Origin of the sequence: Streptomyces sp. NPDC048416, from assembly GCF_043200435.1 — a bacterium.
GTDB lineage: Bacteria > Actinomycetota > Actinomycetes > Streptomycetales > Streptomycetaceae > Streptomyces.
In genome coordinates this window covers 259,991-278,096 of record NZ_JBICXU010000007.1, presented here as the reverse complement: position 1 = coordinate 278,096, position 18,106 = coordinate 259,991, and the positions used below count along the sequence as shown (strand labels likewise).

Below are 18,106 nucleotides of genomic sequence, written 5' to 3'. Positions count from 1 at the left end.
TCACGGACAGGACCGAGGCCCGAGGTGCGGTCCTCGGTGGAGCCGTGGGGCTGCCCCAGCTGAGGGTCCCGATCCGTGACGGGCGTCAACTCCCTCATTCCTGCGCCGAGTTGATGCTGTCGTGTTGATGTCGGTGTCCAGTCGAGGACCGGGAGGAGTCTGCCGGGTTCAGGCCTGAGCGGCTGTGGCGTGACGGGCGGCGTAGCCGATCAGCGCGGCACCGGCGGCGAGCGCGGCGACCGTGGTCAGGGCGATCGGCAGCGATGCCCACTCGGCGAGCAGCCCGATCGCGGGCGGTCCGAGCAGCATGCCGCCGTAGCCGAGGGTGGACGCGGCGGCCACGCCGCCGGGCCCGGCCAGCGCCCCCGCCCTCGCGACGGCGACGGGGAAGATGTTGGCAAGGCCCAGGCCCATGACGGCGAAGCCGGCCAGGGCGAGCCAGACATGCGGCGCGAGCGCGCCGAGCAGCATCCCGGCGCACGCCGTGAGCCCGCCCGCGACCAGCGTGCGGGTCTGGCCGAGCCGTTCCAGGAGTGCGGTGCCCGAGAGCCGGCCGGCCGTCATGGCCAGGGCGAACAGCGAGTAGCCGACCGCCGCGATGCCCGGCGCCGCGCCCAGGTCCTGCTCCAGGTGCAGCGCCCCCCAGTCGGCCATGGCGCCCTCGCCGTACGCGGTGCAGAGCGCGATCACGCCGAAGAGCAGCACCAGGCGCCGGGCCCGGCCGTCCAGCCGCTTCCCCTGGGCGTGCGGTGTGCTCGCGTGCACCGGCGCCGGGTGGAGCAACAGCACCCAGCCGGCCAGCGCGGTCACCACGAGCCCGACCCCGGTGAGGGCCAGCAGGTGCGCGGTGGGGGACAGGTCCCCGGCGACCAGCGCGCCGACACCCGCCCCGACCATCCCGCCCAGACTGAACGCCGCGTGGAAACTCGGCATCACCGGGCGGCGCAACGCCGCGACCAGGTCGACGGCCGCGCTGTTCATGGCCACGTTGACACCGCCGTACGCGGCGCCGAACACGAGCAGCACCAGGCCGAGGGTGAGCGCGGAGTGGGTCTGCGGCGGAAGCGCGATGGCCAGCGCCATCAGGCCACCGCACGCGACGGTCACGGGATGGCTGCCGTAGCGGCGGCAGAGGCGGCCGGTGAACACCATCGTCACCACCGCGCCGCCCGAGACCCCGAGCAGGGCGAGCCCGAGCTCGCCCGCTGAGGCCCCGGTCTGCTGCTTGATCGCGGGGATGCGGACCACCCAGCCGGCGAACAGGAAGCCGTCGAGCGCGAAGAACATGGTCAGGGCGGAGCGGAGGCGGAACAGGGTGGGTGCGGCGGTATGTGAGCCAGGGCCCCCCGGAGCGGCCGTCCGTACTTTGTTTAGTAGCGGCACAAACTCAGGATAGGGGCAGCGGGGGGTGCTCTTCAAGCGGCGCGGGTCCGGCGGGGAGCGCGGGCCGTCACGGATCGGCGCGCGGTCGCGGCGCGCGGTCGCGGTGCGCGGGCCGGGAGCGGGGGCCGGGTCCGTCGGGATCATGGGAGACTCGCCCCCATGAACGGCAAGGTGACCACCACCCGGAGCAGGCTGGACAGGGGCCGCGGCGCGCTCGGGCCCGCCCTGGAACTGGTGCACACCGGCCGCGCCCCCACCCGCGCCGTCCTCACCGCCGAGCTCGGCGTCACCCGCGCCACGGCCGGCGCCGTCGCCGCCGAACTCGAAGCGCTCGGCCTCATCCGGGTCGACTCCCGGCCCGCCGCGGCCGGTTCCCAGGGCCGTCCTTCCCACCGTCTCGCCGTCCACGACACGGGACCCGTCGCACTCGCCGCCCAGGTGCACGCCGACGGCTTCCGGGCCGCGCTCGTCGGCCTCGGAGGCGAGATCGTCGCCACCGACCCCGGGTGCGTCATCGTCTCGGCCGACCCGGCCCAGGTGCTCGGCGAGGTCGTCGCGGCGGGAGCGGCCCTTCTGGAAGGAAGCGGGCGCCGCTGCGTGGGCGCCGGCCTCGCCGTGCCGTCCGCCGTCGCCGAACCGGAGGGAACGGCACTCAACCCGCTGCACCTGGCCTGGCCGGCCGGCGCCCCGGTCCGCGAGATCTTCGCCGAACGTGTGCGCGCGGCCGGCATCACAGGACCGGCCTTCACCGGCAATGACGTCAACCTCGCCGCCCTCGCCGAGCACCGCCACGGCGCGGGCCGCGGCGCCAAGGACCTGCTGTGTGTGGCCACCGGACACCGCGGCGTCGGCGGCGCGCTCGTCCTCGACGGCCGCCTGCACACCGGGAGTTCGGGCCTGGCCCTTGAGGTGGGCCACCTCACCGTCAACCCGGACGGACGCCCCTGCTACTGCGGCAGCCGCGGCTGTCTCGACGTCGAAGCCGACCCGCTCGCCTTCCTCACGGCGGCGGGCCGCACGCCCGGGCCCGAGGTCTCGCTCCTCGAACAGTCACGGGCGCTGTTGCGCCACGAGTACGCGGACGTCTCGGTGCGGCGCGGCGCCGAGGAGCTGATCGACCGGCTCGGCCTCGGCCTCGCCGGCCTCGTCAACATCCTCAACCCCGATCGCATCGTGCTCGGCGGCCTGCACAAGGCGCTCCTGGAGGCGGACCCGGACCGGCTGCGCGCCGTGGTGGCCGACCGCAGCCTGTGGGGCCAGAGCGGCGGCGTCCCGATCCTCGCCTGCTCCCTCGACCACAACAGCCTGGTGGGAGCGGCCGAGTTGGCATGGCAGCCGGTGCTTGACGACCCGCAGGGAGCGCTCTCTCACCAGGCGTAGACGCGGGCCGGGTCGCGGAGCGCCGTGCCTACCGTGCTCACCAGTGCCGTCCCGGACGCAGTCCCGCACGCCCCGGCTCCGACAGGTGCAGCACCTCGAAACGGTCGCCGGCCGCGTCGGGGGCGGGCTGTTCCCAGAGCGTGAACCGCACCAGTTCCCAGCGGCTCGGGTCGATGGCTACGGCGCAGGCCACCATGCCGGGCTCCGGTGCCACCGCCGCCTCACGCGCCACGAAGGAGCCCGGTTCGACCCCCTCGGGGACCGGGACGCACAGGCGGGTCGCGGCGGCGGGGGAAGCCTTGGACGCGGGGCCCTCGGCGTAGGCGACGCCCGCCCAGTGCCGTACCCGAGGCCGCCCGAAGTCGTCGACGATCCCCTGGAACCCGGGGCCCCACAGGAAGGAGTTCATGCCTTCGGGCGAGGTCCAGAGGTAGAACGGCGCATAGGAGTTGACCGGGGACCCGGCGGCGCGCTCGCGGATCAGATACGCCTTGAGGCCGAGCCCGGGGAAGTCGTCCAGGAGGTGGCCGCGGCCGGCGACGCGTCTGCGGATGATCCCCATGTCGTAGTCGGCGGGCAACGTCATCTCGTACTGCAGGGCGTGCATCGCGTACTCCTCGGGCGGCGCGGCATGGATGAGGCGGCGGGCGTCAACGGGCGTCGGTTCAGCGCGCGTTGGCCGGCGGGGCGAGCAACGCGAGCAGACCCCGTACCCCGGCGTCGAAGGCGTCCGGCGAGCCCGACGCGCGAGCCAGTACGTAACCGCCCTGGACGGTCGCGACCACGGTCGCGGCGATCTCGGCCGGCACCAACGGCAGGGCGAACTCGCCCCGGTCCAGGCCCTCTTGGACGATCGCGGCGAGCCGCCCCCGCAGCCAGTCGAGGGTCTGCTCGACAGGCGCGCGCAGCTCCGCACTGGCGATGATCTCCGGGTCCATCGTGAGCCGGCCCACCGGACAGCCGCGCAACACATCACGCTCGCGCAGCAGGTACGCCGCGATGCGCTCGTACGCCGTGCCGTCGCCGCCGAACGTACCTTCGGCCGTGGCCCGCATGTCCTGCGCGGTGCGCCGGATCGCGGTCAGCGCCAGATCGGGCTTGCCCGTGAAGTGGTGGTACATGCTCCCCTGACCGGCGCCGGCCTGCTGCTGGATCGCCTTGGGGCTTGTGCCGACGTACCCGCGCTCCCACAACAGCTCGCGCGTGGCCGCGATCAGACGCTCCGGTGTGCTCATAAAGGCAGTGTACATACCAGTAGGTACAGAATCCACGGCGGAGGTCCGTGCCGATCTACTCCCGCGGTCGTATGCAGGCTGCCGCCGCCCGTACGACGACACGCACCCGTGTCGGAGGAAGGCTTGAGGCATCGAAGCGACCGACCGCCGAAGGAGCTGAGTGAGATGAACGTTCTGGCCTCTGCGGGGCCCGGACCCTGGGTCCTTTTTGTCCCGCTGGTCTGGGCGGCGGTGATCCTCACCGTCGTCACCGTGCTGCGCCGCACCGGATGGCGGGGCCGCCGCGGACCGTGGCGGGCGCCGCTCGACGACCGCTCCCCCCTTGCCGTACTCGGCCGGCGCTTTGCCGCCGGTGAGATCGACGAGGAGGAGTACTGGCGCCGGGTCTCGGTCCTGGAGGAGCACTTCGGCCGGGCGAACCTCGCCGGCCCCGGAAGGAACGGGACGGCCTGAGTGTCGCCGGGGCCGCCGGGCGACGGGGCGTTCGGCCGAGTCCGACGGACGCGCCACGCGTCATGGCAGGCCGCAACGGCAAAGGCGCTGTGTCCAACGGCAAGACGCTGCGACCGACAGCAAAGGCGCTGCGTCGTCGCCCGCCCCGCCCGCTTGACCCCGCCCGCTCGGCCCGCCGAAAGGCGGGCCCGGTCAGCCCGCGACGGGGGAGCGTGCGACGGTCGTGACCCGCTCGCGCACCGGTCGCGGACGGCTCTCCTTGAAGGCCGGCGCGGCCGTCGTCTCATACAGCGGGTAAGGCGTCAGGCTCACGGCCGGCGCGGGGGCGGCAAGCGTGAACCACACGGTCTTGCCCGATTCACCGAGCGGACGCACTCCCCAGGCCTCGCTGACCGAGGCGATCAGGGAGAGCCCGCGGCCGTTGGTGGCGAGGGCATCGGCCTTGCGCACCGCCGGAAGCGTCGGATCATGGTCATGCACGGAGATGGTGAGGCGGTCGAGCAGCAGCTCGATCTCCACGGTGCACATCTTGTCCGGCTCGGCGTGCCGGTGGACGTTGGTGAGCAACTCGGTGACGCAGAGCGCCGCCTCGTCTATCAACGGATCCAGATGCCAGTAGCGCAACTGCGCCGATACGATTCTGCGGACCTGACCGATCCGCGACGGCAGGGCTTGGAGCTCCACCGTGCACTGCCTGCTTGGCTGGCTGATCACGGTTGCGACTCCCCGAATAGGTCCGGAAGTAGCTGTCTGGTCCGGCGGCCCTGCTCAAAGCGTGACCGTCGGTAAACCCTCAGTGATGTGACACCAGCGTGGACCAGGGAGGGACACTCCGCAACTCACGCCCCCTGGGCCACACGCCTTTCAGCTGTGCGCGCCGTGCGTCGTCTGCCGGATGGCCTGGAGGAACCGCTGGGTCAGATCGGGTCCGCGTGAACGGCCCGGCTCCCCGCCCATCGTGAGCCGGTAGCGCGTGCCGTTCAACCGCGCCACCGTCCGGTCGTCCTTGGCGAGCCAGGGCAGCCAGGGCCGCCCCGTGCTGACCGAATCGACGGGTGCGCTGTCGATCTCGCGCCCGTTGCTGGTGAGCAGCGCGAGCCGGCCGTCCTTGATCAGCACCTCGCCCGCTCTCGTCAGCGAGCGCGTCCATCGCTCGATCCGTACGCCCTTCGCACTGAACTCGGGTTCCGCCATGACCGTCCGGCCCCCTTCGCACCGTTCCTGGTGGGCAGTCTGCACAACGTCGAGCCTACGCACCAGGGTGCGAAGGGGATCGGGTCCGGGCCAGCGTCGTCCAGCGGTCACCACCCGCCCCACAAGCCACTCCTATGGATACCCAAAGGGAACGTTTGCGCAGGTGAGAGGGGTATTGTCGGACATGGGGGAGGCACGCAGACACGATGAGGAGTGGCATGGAAACCATCGATGTGGACCGCAGCGATCCGCAGTACCGGGCCTGGCTGAAGGAAGCCGTGCGCAAGGTCCAGGCCGATGCCAACCGCTCCGCCGACACCCACCTCCTGCGCTTTCCGCTGCCCGAGGCATGGGGCATCGACCTGTACCTGAAGGACGAGTCGACGCACCCCACCGGCAGCCTCAAGCACCGCCTCGCGCGCTCGCTGTTCCTGTACGGCCTGTGCAATGGCTGGATCCGGCCGGGTAAACCCGTCATCGAGGCGTCCAGCGGCTCGACCGCCGTCTCCGAGGCATATTTCGCCAAGCTGATCGGCGTGCCGTTCATCGCGGTCATGCCCCGCACCACCAGCCGCGAGAAGTGCCGTCTGATCGAATTCCACGGCGGCCAGTGCCACTTCGTCGACGACTCGATGAAGATGTACGAGGAGTCCGCGGCGCTCGCCGCCCAGACCGGCGGGCACTACATGGACCAGTTCACCTACGCGGAGCGGGCCACCGACTGGCGCGGCAACAACAACATCGCCGAATCCATCTACCAGCAGCTGACGTTGGAGCGCTATCCGGAACCCGCCTGGATCGTCGCCACCGCCGGTACCGGCGGCACCTCGGCCACCATCGCGCGCTATGTGCACTACATGCAGCACGACACGATGATCTGCGTCCCCGACCCGGAGAACTCCTGCTTCTTCGACGGCTGGACCCAGAACAACGCGCTCGCCTCCAGTGACTGCGGCTCACGCATCGAGGGCATCGGCAGGCCCCGTATGGAACCGAGCTTCGTGCCGGGCGCCATCGATCGGATGATGAAGGTGCCGGACGCGGCGAGCGTCGCGGCCGTGCGCACCCTGGAGAAGGCGATCGGCCGCAGGGCCGGCGGCTCCACCGGCACCGGCCTGTGGAGCGCCCTGCGGATCGTCGCCGAAATGGTCGCCGAGGGCCGCACCGGCAGCATCGTCACCCTGCTCTGCGACCCGGGCGACCGCTACCTCGACAAGTACTACTCCGACACCTGGCTCGCCGAACAGGGCCTCGACATCGCCCCGTACACCGCGACCCTCGACACGTTCCTGGAGACCGGGGTGTGGGGAGTGCGGTGATCCGGCCGTACCGGGCGTTCCTGCCCGTGCGGGACGCCGTGGCGCGTGCCAGGGTGAGACATGGACACGCGCCCGGTAGCCGTCGCGGTAGACGGATCCGACCACAGCCTGCGAGCCCTGGAATGGGCCGTCCCCACCGCCCTCAGACTGTCGGCGGACCTGGTGATCGCGCATGTCCTGCCCGACCACACGCAGCTCTGGTCGGCCCGCAGGTCCGCGCTGGGGCCGGGCCCGGAACTCAACGATCCGGTGACCGACCGGGTCCGTGCCGCGCTCTCGGGCCGCGACGGTCTGCCGTCCGTGCGCTTCGACTCCCTTGAGGGCGAAGTGCCCGACGCGCTCCACGCCCTGGGCGCCGGGGCGCGGATGCTGGTGATGGGCTCGCGCGGGCGCGGCGGCTTCGCCAGCCTGCTCCTCGGCTCCAACAGCCTGGCCGTGGCCACCCGTGCCCCCTGCCCCGTCGTCGTGGTGCCGCGCCTGGCCCGCACGGGGAAGGACGAGCCGACGACCGGACGGGTCGTGCTCGGCCTCAACCTGGGCGACACCACCGACGAGGTGATCGAATTCGCCTTCGTGGAGGCCGCGGCCCGGGGCGTGCCCCTTCAGGTGCTCACGGCCTATCCGGGGCCGCCGCCTGCCGCACTCGTGGTCGCGGGCGAGTTCCCGCCCGCGCCGCTCGACCGGGACCAGTACGAACCCGTCGAACAGGACGAGTCGCGTGAGCAGGCCGAACGGCTCGGCCCCTTCGAGGAACGCTTCCCCGGCGTCGAGACGGACCGTGTGATCGCACCGGCCGACGCCGCGGGCCACCTCGTCGACGCCTCGGCATCGGCCGCCCTGATCGTGGTCGGCCGCCACCGTCGACGGCTGAAGCCCGGCTCCCTCCTGATGGGCTCCGTTGCCCATGCGGTGCTGCACCACGCGGAGTGCCCGGTGGCGGTGGTCCCGGTACGCGACGACGAGTGAGCGCCCGGTGCGCTCCACAGGCCCCACTGCCCCGTGCGCGCGAGCGGCGCGGTGAGCGGGGTCGCTACAGATGGGCGGCTGACTCACCGTCATCACCCCTTGTGCTGACGGGAATTGACAGACATCAGCGCGCTGGCGCGGTCGTCAGTAGGCGGTCCAGGTTGCGCATCGCGCCTCTGAAGGACTGGCCGACGCCCGGCCTCGCCGCCCGCATCGTCAGACGGAACAGCGTCGGCCCCTCGCTCGCCATCGTCCAGCGCACCACCGTGCCGGAGCCGGCGGCCGCGAGGCGCCAGTCCTCCAGCATGGCCGTCACGCCCGGGGCGTTGGTCTCGTCGATCCGGTAGGCGTAGCGCTCGCCCGGGACCGTCGCCATGATCGTCTCGCGGAAGAACACCCCGCCCCGCAGCCGCACCTCGCGACCGGCTCCGCCCAGAAGGGGCCGGGCCGCGGCGACCGAGGTGAACCAGACGGGCGTGGACGACACCTCGTCGGCGAGCGCGCGGTACACGGCATCCGGTCCGGCCGAGAGCCGGGCCGTGAACACCAGGCGTACCGGCGCCGACGCGGCGAAGTCGAGTTCCACGGGCCTGAGTCGGCGAGCCATGACGCATACCTCCTGGCGGTCGGATGTGCCGGGTCCCGCACGCCCCTGCCGGCCGGCTGCCGACGCGTGCGGACCGGCGCGGGGGAAGCCCGCACACCATAACTGCCGGGCCGTCAGATGTCTTCGGCGCCGCCGCCGTCGGGGGTTTCCCCCGCCACCACGAGATCCCGCAGATGCTCCGCCATCTCCGCGCGGGACCGGTCCGTGAGGCCCGCGTCCGTCACCAGGGAATCGACCTGGTCGAGCGTCGCGAACGAACTCAGCCCCACAGTGCCCCACTTGGTGTGGTCGGCGATCACCACGACCCGCCGGGCCGACTGCACGAACCGGCGATTGGTCTCCGCCTCCGCCAAGTTGGGCGTCGAGAGCCCGGCCTCCGCCGAGATGCCGTGCACCCCGATGAACAGCACATCGAAGTGCAAGGAGCGGATCGCGGCGTCGGCGACCGGCCCCACCAGCGTGTCGGACAGCGTGCGCACCCCGCCCGTCAGCACCACCGTCGCCGCCCCGGGCCGGGGCCCGGACCCTGCCGTCGAGCGCTGGGCGGCGTGGAACACCTCGGCGACCTGTACCGAGTTGGTCACCACCGTCAGCTCCGGAACGTCCACCAGCTGCTGGGCCAGGGCGTACGCCGTCGTACCGCCGGCCAGCGCGATGGCGCTGCCGGGCACGGCCATCCGGGCCGCCTCCCGCGCGATGTCCTGCTTGGCGCTCAGCTCAAGGGCCGACTTCGCCTCGAACCCCGGCTCGTGCGCCGTCGCCTCCGCGACGGGCACCGCGCCGCCGTGCACCTTCTCGATCATGCCCTGGCGTGCCAACGCGTCCAGGTCCCGGCGGACCGTCATGTCCGACACGTTGAGTTTCCGGGTGAGTTCATTGACCCGGACCCCGCCGCGCCGTCTGACCTCGTCGAGGATCAGCGCACGGCGCTGCTCCGCGAGCAGATTCTGGTGGTCGCTCACTGCCGGGCCGGTCCCTTCCACGTCGTCGAACACACTCGCCGGGCACACCTGCGCCCCCGGGCTGCGGCACCCCATCCTGTCACGGGGAGATTCCGTGAGAGCACTGCACCAGGACCCCCGCATCCGGGATCCTGATGCTGCCCGCCACCCGCGCCGCCGATCCTGCCCCACGAGAGCGAGCCCCCACGTGTCCCGTGCCACTCCCGCCGCCCAGGCCGGCGCCGCCCCAGCCGAAGGCGCGGGGCCCGCCCTCGAACTGCTCGTCCACGGCGTCGGAGGCACCACACCGCAGGCCATGCTCGGCGACCCGCGCACCGTGCGCGTCACCGGCGACGACACCGCGGCGATCCACCGCTGCGCCGAGGACGTCGACGCCGAGGCGCACCCCGAGCGCTACCGAGGCCGGCCGGTGCCCGAGGCGTACGTCTGGTGCAACTTGACGTCCGGCAACAGCGCCCGCGCCCTGTGGCTGCTCCTGCTGCCCTTCATGGTGATCAACCTCGCCCACTGGATGCGGCCGCCCGCCAGGCAACCGCTGGGGGCGATCCGGCTGTACGGGGTGCTGGTGCGGCTGCTCGCGCTCAGCCTCACCGTGCTGCTCGTGGCCGCGGCCTGCGAAGTCGCGCTCGATCTCACCGCATGGCAGTGCGCGGGAGCCGTGGACTGCTCACGCTCGTGGTACTGGTTCGGCTTCACCTCGGTGGCGCACCACGGCTGGTGGTCGCAGCCGGGCCGGCGCCTGGCCGTCGCCGCCCTGGTGCCCACCGCCCTCGTCGCCCTGCTCTGGTACCTCTCCAACCGCACCTGGAGCGCGTACGAGTCCCAGCGACCGCTGGACGCCGCGCCCGCCGACGACCCCCAGTCTTCCCAACCCGCCTTCAGCAGGCCCGGGTTCTGGTACGGCAGGCGTCTGGTGGCCCGGCTGCGGGCCGCTCACACCGCCGCCGGGTTCCTGACCACCGCGGCCGCCGTGACGCTCGCCACCGCCCGCCACGACCGCACCCACACCGGCGCCGCCGCGACGCTGGGCCTTCTCCTGGAAGCCGCCCTCGTCCTCGCGGGAGGGGTCGTCGTGTGGGTGGTGTGCCGCCGCGGACGCACCGAATCCCATCCCGACGGGCGGCTCGACAAGGCCCTCACCTCCTGGCTGCCGCTCTCCTCGCTCACCCTGCTGGCGCTCGCGCTCGGGTACGCCTGCTGGGGGCGTGCGGGCTGGGCCTCGGCGGGCACCCTGCCCGGCGGCCACGCGTTCGGCGCCCTGGCCTTCGCCCAGGGAACACTGGTGGTCGCCCTCGCCGCCGTGGCCCGGCGCCTGCGACGCGGGGCGCCCGAGGAACGCGCCGCCCTGCGCGGCCTCGGCGGACCCGCCGTCGCCATGCTCGCCTGCGCCCTCGGCGGTGTGATGACCGGTGGTGTCGCCCAACGCGTCGCCGACTGGGTGGACCACGGCGCCACCCCGGGCATGAACCGCTCCGCCTACCACGGGCCGCCCCCGCTGCTGACGTGGCAGGCCTCGGTGATCCCCGCGCTGGTCGTCCTGCTCGTCCCCGTGGTGGTGTTCTTCGCCGTGCGCACCTGGCGCACCGCCCGCGCCGACGAGCCGCGCGTCATGGCCGACTACCCCACCGAGCAGCCCGACACCGTGCGCACCCGCACGATCGCCGCCGCCCGCGCGATGGCCGGACTCACCGACCACGCCCCGCTCTTCCTCGGCATCGTCGCCGGTGCGTCCCTGCTGCTCGGCGCCGCGGCCCTGGCGGGCGCCTGGTGGACCAGCGAGGTGCCGGCCCGTGCGGCCGACGCCGCACCCGACCCCCTCGCCTTCGGCGCCGACGCCGCCCAGTCGTTGGGCTCCTGGTTCACCGGCTTCGGATTCCTGCTGTTCGTCACCTGGGGCCGGCGCGCCTACAAGGACGCCGCGGCACGGCGCACGGTCGGCATCCTGTGGGACGTCGGCACGTTCTGGCCGCGCGCCGCCCACCCCTTCGCACCGCCCTGCTACGCCGAGCGCGCCGTCCCGGACCTCGCCTGGCGCATGAACACCTGGACCGAGCAGACCGGCGGCCGCCTCGTCATCTCCGGCCACTCGCAGGGCAGCGTGCTGGCCGCGGCCGCCGTGTGGCAACTGCCCGCCGCCACCCGGCGCCGGGTCGCCCTGCTCACCTACGGCTGCCCCGTCGAGCGACTGTACGGACGCTGGTTCCCCGGCTACTTCGGCCCGGCCCCGCTCGAAGCCCTGCACCGGGAGGTGCGCTGCTGGCGCAACCTGTGGCGCGCCACCGACCCGATCGGCGGTCCCGTGCGCACCGGCGACGACGTCGACAAGGGCCCGCTGCTCGACCCGGTCGCCTACGGACGGACCCGCGAACACCCGCTGCCCGCACCCATCCTGGGCCACTCCGACTACCAGGCCGATCCCGCGTTCGCCCGCGAACGGGCCCTGCTGCTGGCCGAGTTGGCACAGGCCCTACCGAACCAGCGTACTGATCAGAGCAGTTCGGGCAGATCATCGGGGTAGAGCAGGGTCAGATCGTCGGTGCTGGCATCGGCGAGCTGAGCGACCCTGCCCGCATGCCGCTCCACCATCGACTCGAACGTCTGACGCGCGGTGCGCCCATTGCCGAACGCCGCGCCCCTGGGCAGCGCAGTGAAGTACTTCAGGAGCGATTCGGCGGTCCCCGAGCCGAGCCGGTACTCGTGCTCGTCGGCCTGCTGCTCCACGATGCACAGCAGCTCCTCCGCCGAGTAGTCCGAGAACCTGATGGTCCGTGAGAAACGGGACGCCACACCGGGGTTGACGCTCAGGAACCGCTCCATCTCCGCCGTGTACCCGGCGACGATGACGACCACCGCCTCACGGTGGTCCTCCATGAGCTTCACCAGGGTGTCGATGGCCTCGCGCCCGAAGTCGCGGCCGGAGTCCTCGGGGGACAGGGCGTACGCCTCGTCGATGAAGAGCACTCCGCCGCGCGCCCGGTCGAAGGCCTCCTGGGTACGGATCGCGGTGGAGCCGATGTGCTCGCCGACCAGATCCACCCGCGACACCTCGACGAGGTGGCCGCGCTCCAGCACGCCGAGGGAGGCCAGGATCTCCCCGTACAGGCGCGCCACCGTGGTCTTTCCGGTGCCGGGGGAGCCGGTGAAGACCAGGTGGCGGCGGACCGAGGCCGCCTTGAGCCCGGCCTGCTGCCGCCTGCGCCCGACCTCGATCATGTCGGTGAGCGCCCGGACCTCCCGCTTGACGCTCTCCAGGCCGACCAGCGTGTCCAGTTCGCCGAGCACGGCCCCCGAACTGCGCGCGGGTTCGGTCACCGGGTCAGTGGCCGCGGGCTCTTCGGGACGGGGGCCGGGGACGGCGGAGAGCAGTCCCATCGTCTGCGTCGCGCTCTGCACGGCGGCCGGCTCGGCCATCGTGGACTTCGCACCGCTCTCGTCGCTCGTGCAGTCCTCCACGACCGCGCCGTCCTCGGAGAACTCATAACCCCGGCGCGCACACCGCTCGGTGCGGCAGCGCGTCAACGTCGTACGGCAGCCGTCGATGACGTGGAAGCCGAAGCCGCCGCTGCCGGTGACCCGGCAGCCGTGGAAGGTGCCGCGGCCCTGCGCCGACACGTAGAAACCGGCCTCGGCGGGTGAGGTGACCGTGACTCGTTCGATGCGGGGGTCGGCGCCCTTGGTGACGATGACGCCGGTCTGGGCGCCGTCGATGGTGCAGCCCGCCAGCGTGCCGCCGCTGCCGTGGTCACGGAACCAGGCGCCGGTGGAGGCCTGGCTGATGCGGCAGTCGTCGAGTTGCGCGGTCGCCCCGTCGCTCACCGACACGGCGGTGTTGCGCACCTGGGTGAGATCGCTGTCGACGACATCGGCGCGCGAGCCCCGGTCGAGCACGAAGATCGCGTCCGGTACGTCATGGACGCGGCAGCTGTCGAGGACCGCGGCCGCGCCGTCGCTCACCCACACCGCCGGATAGTCGCCCGTACTGTCGTGGATCTCGCACTGGTTGGCGTCGACGCGGGTGCCCGGATCCCACACCGAAAGGCCGTTGCGGCCGAAGCGGCGGACCTTGGTCCGGGTCAGCGTGAGCACCGAACGCGACCGCAGGTCGACCGCGTTCTCCGGGATGTCGTGAATGTCGCAGTCGGCGAGCGTGAGCACCGCGTCGGTGTCCAGGGTGATGCCGTCGGCCGAAGTGCGGTGCACCGTGCAGTCGGTGAGGTGGGCGGTGGCGCGCGAGGCGATCTGCACGCCGGCGCCCTTGATCTCGTACACCTCGCAGCCCAGCGCTTCGAGCCCCGAGCCCTCGCCGCTCACCGCAAGACCAGCGCCGCCGGCATGGTGCACCCGGCACCGTTCGAGCCGGGGGTGGCCGGCGCCCTGCACCGAGACCCCCCACTGGCCCGCCGCCACGACCTCGCACTCCTCGAACAGGCCACCCGCGCCGTCGAACACCCCGATCCCGACGCCGCCCGGGTTGTCCACCGTGCACCGCCGCACCGTGGGCCGCGCCCCGCCGCGCACCTCGATGCCGACGGCCGAGCGGGTCACCACCCGCAGGTCGACGAGCTCGGGCGTGCCGTCCTCCACGAGCAGGGCCGGCGCCGCCGCGTCCTGGCCCTCCAGGTACAGATCCCGCACGGTCGCCGACGCGCGCACGGTCAGCGCCACCCCGTCGGCCGGCGCGATCCGGACCGAACCGACCGCGCCCTCGGGCCCGCGCAACGTCACGGCGCGCTGCAACACCAGGTTCTCCCGGTAGGTGCCCGGCGCGATGGTCAGGACGTCGCCGTCGCCCGCGGCCTCCACGGCCGCGGCCAGGGAGGCGTACTCACCCGTGCGGCGGCGCCACCTCGACGTGCCCGTGTGCGTCACCTGGACCGTGCCCTGAGCCATGGTGCTGTCGTGCCCCCACCTCGTGCGTACGCCCTCGCACACGCCTCGACCGTGACGTCGTCTGTGCGACTGATGGTCCACCGTAGCGCGCGCGGAGCCGGTGAGTTGACCGGTCAGCTGCCCGCGCCCGTGCGGCCCCAGTCCGGACCGTATCGGGCCCACGCCCGGTCCAGCCGCTCATACCGACGGCGTATCAGGATCCGTACGATCAGCCGCCGTATGCCCTCGATGAGCCCGAGGGCCGTGGCGCCCGCGCAGATCCCCGCGAACACGGCATGCGTACGGGCGGCCGACAGCGCCATGGGACGGGGCACCGGGCGCCCGTGATCATCGGTCCATATCGGGAACGTGGAGCCGACGGCCCGCGCCCGGGTGGGAGCGACCAGTGTGCCGCTGTGCCGACTGCCGTCGAACGCAGCCCACCGCGCGACCACTCCGGCGCGGGCCGCCCGGCCCAGCGCGCCGTCCGGCTCGGCGGGCGGAGCGCGGCGCTCGGCCACGCGCACCACCACGGCCGCGGTCACATGCCGGTGCCTGCGCTGCTCGGCGACGGCTCGCCGCAGCGTCGTATCGGTGAGTGAACCGCACACGGCGCCCACGGCAGGCGCGGCGAACACCATGAGCAGCAACGCCGCGAGTGCCAGCCAGGCCTCCACGAAATCGGTCCGGCGGCGCAGCGGATTGCGCCGCCAGCGCCACACTCCCGCCACCGCTCGCACGGGCCACTCGCCCCCTTCCGCCTCCAAGCCGCCCCGACAGGACGGGATGCGCCGGACGGCACGAACAGGGACCTGCTCCACCCGGCTTGCCCTGTCCAACGCATCTGCTACCCACAGGAGTTCCCGCGTGGCGCAGAGCTATGCGAGCACCTTCACCGGGTCGCCCACGCGAAGGATGCCGGTGGTCTCCGGGATCACCAGCACCCCGAACGCCAGCGCCTTGCCGACGCGACGGTGCCGGGCCAGACTGCGCAGCGGTTCCCTGCCGCGCTCCGCGGTGGCCTGGTCGGTCGTGGTGATGACGCACCGCCCGCACGGCTTCGCCAGCCGGAAGGAGACCTCGCCCACCGCGATCCGCTCCCAGGTGTCCTCGGCCCACGGCTCGGTCCCGTCGAGGACGACATTGGGCCGGAACCGGTTCATCGGCAACGGCCCCTCGGCCGCGTGATCGCCCTGCGCGATCAACGCGTTGAGGGCGTCCAGCGAGGCGCGTGTGGCGATCTGGAGCGGAAATCCGTCGGCCAAGCTGACCGTCTCGCCGTTCGGCGCGTACGCGGGATTGATGGCCCTGCGGCGCGCCGGGTCGTCGAGATGCATCAGGCGCACATCGGCGCCCAGGTAGGCGCTGAACCACTGGTGCGCCTCGTCGGCGGCGGCCACGGCCTCGAACGTGCCGCCGAAGAGCGTGACACTCTCGGCGGCCGTCGTCCGCGGCCGCTCCACGACCAGTTCACCGCGCCCGGGCGCCGACAGACGTACGCCCCCGCCCGGCAGTGTGGCGGCACTGCTCAGGGCCAGCGTGGGCTGCTCCCGCTGGGTGACGGCCGTGCCGTCCGCGTCCACAAGCATCCAGCGCCGGTCCCCGGCGAGCCCCCAGGGCTCGACCGCCGCCTGCGTACTGTCGTATCCCCCGACCGACTTGACGGGATGGATGTGGATCCCGCGTACGACCGCCTCAAGTCCCTTGCTCATGAACACATCGTGCCAGCCGTCTCGGACAGGTGTCCGGACCGGTCCGCTCCCGGCTCGATCAGTACCCGGTGCCCTGATAGGGCCGGTTGTACGGATCCTCGTACGGTGCGGGCGCGGGCCGGGGCGCGGCGGGCCGCATGGCCTCGTACCCGGTGCCGGGCGCGGGGCGCTGCGGCATCGCCTGCTGCCCCTGGTAGCCGCGAGGCGCCGAGGGCTGCTGCGGGATGTACGGCGTGCCCGCGTGCTGCAGCGGAACGGGCTGCTGCATCTGCTGCGGGTACCCGTACGACGTGGCGTAGGAGGGGCTTTGCTGCGAAGGGGCGGCCGGCAGGGCGGGCAGCGCCGACGGAAGCGCCGGCAGGTAGTTGCTGCCGGTGTCGTAGAGGGAAGGCACTCGGATCGGGGCGATCTGAGGCGTACCCCGTTCTGCGACGAGGGAGTCGTAGATGGGGGTGTCGGGGAAGAACGGCGCGGAGTAGTAACCGCCGCCATAGGTGGAGCGGGGGGAGGTCATGGCACATAAGTTAAGCCCACGATGTGGTCATTGGGGAGTCCCAATCTCGGGGCGATCCGATTTATGCTGGTTCTGCCTGTCTGACCTGGCGAAACTTCATCAATGAGCCGTCAACTGGCAGGGGGCTTTCCGTAGCGGCGCGTTTACGGGAAGTGGCGGAAGGTCTACGAGCGGCGACATCCTTTGGCGCGCGCCGAGGGGGGCGATTTCGCCGCCCGGCCCGGGCGTCGGGATGCGGGAATGCGGGGCGCGGGACTCGGGATGCGGGGCCGCGGGATACCGACTCCCGTCCTTTGGTGAACTCGCGGTCACAGCTCCAACAGGGGCGCCAGGGCGTGCAATTGGCGGCGGATCTCGTCCAGGGGCTGGGTCTTGGCCCGGTCCAGGACGAGGTAGATGAACAGGCCGCCCTCGCGCAGGCGCGGCAGAGGGCGGATCATGTGCAGCTCGGTGCCGAGCGTGATGAGGATGTCCTCCACGCTGTCGGGGGCGTAGCCGAGGAGTTCCAGGGTGTAGAGCTTGGCGCGCATGACGTCGCTGTCCCCGTAGGCGACCTTGTCCATGTCCAGGCCACTGCCGCGGTCCATCGAGCCGAGGACCCTGCGCTGCTTGAAATCGACGATCGCCACACCGGTGGCTCCGCCGATCGTCAGCGCCTTCTCCAGGGCGGTCTGGAGCCTGTCCATCGGTGTACGCCTTCCTTCGAGCGGAATCGGAGAGAGCGCGGTGACGCCCGGGCTTCCCCGGCTGCTCAGAGACTTCACGCTAGCGGACACCAGGCACGTCGTGCGAGGGCGCTGTCGCCGGTCGGCGAGCACGTGTATGAGGCGCGCGCGTCAGTCCTGGACGTACGGTCAGTCCTCGAAGTACGCGTCGAGCACCGCGTCGAGTTGTTCGGCCCACCGAGCGCGTCCCGCACGGTCGGCGGCCTCGACGTCGTGGGAGAAACGTCGGGGTGCGGAGGTGTACACGACGATCTCGAAGCGGCGCGACCACCGAGGCGCGCGGTACTCGACCGCGCTGACCTCGTCCCATCGGAACTCGGCCTCCTCGTCGCCCAGTTGAAGCCGGACTCCCTTGCGGTCGGCGACGATCGACCCCTGCCGATCGGACATCTCGCACGCGGGCCCGTCGTTTTCGTCGGCTTCGCTGCCGGCTCGCTCCGCGTCCTCGTCGGCCGGCGCCGCCCCGTCCTGGGCAGGTTCCTGCTCGACGGCCTTCCGGTCGCCCGCGTTCTCGCCCGCTTCCGGTGCGGCGTCCGTCTCGGTGCCCGCATCGGACGCGTGCCCCTCGTCCGGGGCGATCGCGGGCGCCGGTACGAGGCCGGGGACGTACGCGGGATCCGTCGCGGCGCCGGCCAGGGGCATGTACTGGTGTTCTGATCGCTGCTCCACGCGCGAAAGTATGGCCGATAAATCTGTGAACTCCCCGAACCTCAGGGCCACGGGCGCGCGGTGGGGCGCGTAATCCTTCGTCCGGACCGCGCGGTGGGAGGCGAGGTCCTTCGTCCGG

General features: G+C 72.4%; 18 protein-coding genes. 5 read left to right on the top strand and 13 right to left on the bottom strand.

Annotation, left to right across the window (positions count from 1 at the left end; genetic code table 11):
- Positions 1–168: 168 nt before the first annotated feature.
- Positions 169–1,383 (bottom strand): MFS transporter, encoded by a 1,215-nt coding sequence (locus ACGFW5_RS12770; protein ID WP_393834203.1) that lies wholly within the window; start codon positions 1,381–1,383, stop codon positions 169–171.
- Positions 1,384–1,542: 159 nt separating this feature from the next.
- Between ACGFW5_RS12770 and ACGFW5_RS12765 the strand changes: the two genes are divergently transcribed.
- Positions 1,543–2,763 carry an ROK family protein gene (locus ACGFW5_RS12765; RefSeq protein ID WP_393834202.1) on the top strand — a complete coding sequence of 407 codons (1,221 nt, stop codon included), beginning with the start codon at positions 1,543–1,545 and terminating at the stop codon, positions 2,761–2,763.
- A 37-nt stretch (positions 2,764–2,800) separates the two neighbouring features.
- Here the strand turns inward: ACGFW5_RS12765 and ACGFW5_RS12760 are convergent, their stop codons facing one another.
- A complete protein-coding gene (locus ACGFW5_RS12760; RefSeq protein WP_393834201.1) occupies positions 2,801–3,370 on the bottom strand; it encodes a DUF4865 family protein in 570 nt (189 codons plus the stop codon).
- 58 nt (positions 3,371–3,428) lie between these two features.
- Positions 3,429–3,998: a TetR/AcrR family transcriptional regulator gene (locus ACGFW5_RS12755; protein ID WP_393834200.1), complete on the bottom strand. Its 570-nt coding sequence runs from the start codon at positions 3,996–3,998 to the stop codon at positions 3,429–3,431.
- Positions 3,999–4,163: 165 nt separating this feature from the next.
- On the opposite strand from ACGFW5_RS12755, the gene ACGFW5_RS12750 reads away from it, so the two are divergent.
- Positions 4,164–4,451: an SHOCT domain-containing protein gene (locus ACGFW5_RS12750; RefSeq protein WP_393834199.1), complete on the top strand. Its 288-nt coding sequence runs from the start codon at positions 4,164–4,166 to the stop codon at positions 4,449–4,451.
- A 192-nt stretch (positions 4,452–4,643) separates the two neighbouring features.
- Here ACGFW5_RS12750 and ACGFW5_RS12745 read toward each other — a convergent pair whose 3' ends face one another.
- Both ACGFW5_RS12745 and ACGFW5_RS12740 read right to left on the bottom strand, forming a co-directional pair.
- The gene (locus ACGFW5_RS12745) at positions 4,644–5,165 is read right to left on the bottom strand and encodes an ATP-binding protein (protein ID WP_393834198.1); all 522 of its coding nucleotides are present in this window, start codon (positions 5,163–5,165) and stop codon (positions 4,644–4,646) included.
- A 150-nt stretch (positions 5,166–5,315) separates the two neighbouring features.
- Positions 5,316–5,645: a hypothetical protein gene (locus tag ACGFW5_RS12740; protein ID WP_393834197.1), complete on the bottom strand. Its 330-nt coding sequence runs from the start codon at positions 5,643–5,645 to the stop codon at positions 5,316–5,318.
- Between the two features lie 218 nt (positions 5,646–5,863).
- Here ACGFW5_RS12740 and ACGFW5_RS12735 point away from each other — a divergent pair, with 218 nt between their 5' ends.
- Together ACGFW5_RS12735 and ACGFW5_RS12730 are read left to right on the top strand one after the other, a co-directional pair.
- A complete protein-coding gene (locus ACGFW5_RS12735; protein WP_393834196.1) occupies positions 5,864–6,964 on the top strand; it encodes a PLP-dependent cysteine synthase family protein in 1,101 nt (366 codons plus the stop codon).
- Positions 6,965–7,024: 60 nt separating this feature from the next.
- On the top strand, positions 7,025–7,930 hold the full coding sequence (locus tag ACGFW5_RS12730) for a universal stress protein (RefSeq protein WP_393834195.1): 906 nt from the start codon (positions 7,025–7,027) through the stop codon (positions 7,928–7,930).
- Between the two features lie 124 nt (positions 7,931–8,054).
- Here ACGFW5_RS12730 and ACGFW5_RS12725 read toward each other — a convergent pair whose 3' ends face one another.
- Positions 8,055–8,537, bottom strand: a complete 483-nt coding sequence (locus tag ACGFW5_RS12725; RefSeq protein WP_393834194.1) for an SRPBCC family protein — start codon at positions 8,535–8,537, stop codon at positions 8,055–8,057.
- 113 nt (positions 8,538–8,650) lie between these two features.
- Positions 8,651–9,499 (bottom strand): DeoR/GlpR family DNA-binding transcription regulator, encoded by an 849-nt coding sequence (locus tag ACGFW5_RS12720; RefSeq protein ID WP_393834193.1) that lies wholly within the window; start codon positions 9,497–9,499, stop codon positions 8,651–8,653.
- 187 nt (positions 9,500–9,686) lie between these two features.
- Here ACGFW5_RS12720 and ACGFW5_RS12715 point away from each other — a divergent pair, with 187 nt between their 5' ends.
- Positions 9,687–12,017 (top strand): hypothetical protein, encoded by a 2,331-nt coding sequence (locus ACGFW5_RS12715; RefSeq protein ID WP_393834192.1) that lies wholly within the window; start codon positions 9,687–9,689, stop codon positions 12,015–12,017.
- Here ACGFW5_RS12715 and ACGFW5_RS12710 read toward each other — a convergent pair.
- The 6 genes from ACGFW5_RS12710 to ACGFW5_RS12685 all read right to left on the bottom strand — a co-directional run bounded on the left by ACGFW5_RS12710 (position 11,987) and on the right by ACGFW5_RS12685 (position 17,988).
- Positions 11,987–14,389: a right-handed parallel beta-helix repeat-containing protein gene (locus ACGFW5_RS12710; protein ID WP_393834191.1), complete on the bottom strand. Its 2,403-nt coding sequence runs from the start codon at positions 14,387–14,389 to the stop codon at positions 11,987–11,989. The two genes, ACGFW5_RS12715 and ACGFW5_RS12710, sit on opposite strands and share 31 nt — an antisense overlap.
- Positions 14,390–14,502: 113 nt before the next feature.
- On the bottom strand, positions 14,503–15,108 hold the full coding sequence (locus ACGFW5_RS12705) for a hypothetical protein (RefSeq protein ID WP_393834190.1): 606 nt from the start codon (positions 15,106–15,108) through the stop codon (positions 14,503–14,505).
- Positions 15,109–15,246: 138 nt separating this feature from the next.
- A complete protein-coding gene (locus ACGFW5_RS12700; protein WP_393834189.1) occupies positions 15,247–16,080 on the bottom strand; it encodes an MOSC domain-containing protein in 834 nt (277 codons plus the stop codon).
- A 58-nt stretch (positions 16,081–16,138) separates the two neighbouring features.
- Complete coding sequence (locus ACGFW5_RS12695) at positions 16,139–16,594, bottom strand: DUF6643 family protein (protein WP_393834188.1); 456 nt, start codon at positions 16,592–16,594, stop codon at positions 16,139–16,141.
- 308 nt (positions 16,595–16,902) lie between these two features.
- Positions 16,903–17,280, bottom strand: coding sequence for a hypothetical protein (locus tag ACGFW5_RS12690; RefSeq protein ID WP_393834187.1), 378 nt, complete (start codon positions 17,278–17,280; stop codon positions 16,903–16,905).
- A gap of 168 nt (positions 17,281–17,448) precedes the next feature.
- Entirely contained in the window at positions 17,449–17,988 is a 540-nt protein-coding gene (locus ACGFW5_RS12685; RefSeq protein WP_393834186.1) for a hypothetical protein, read from the bottom strand.
- Positions 17,989–18,106: the final 118 nt, after the last annotated feature.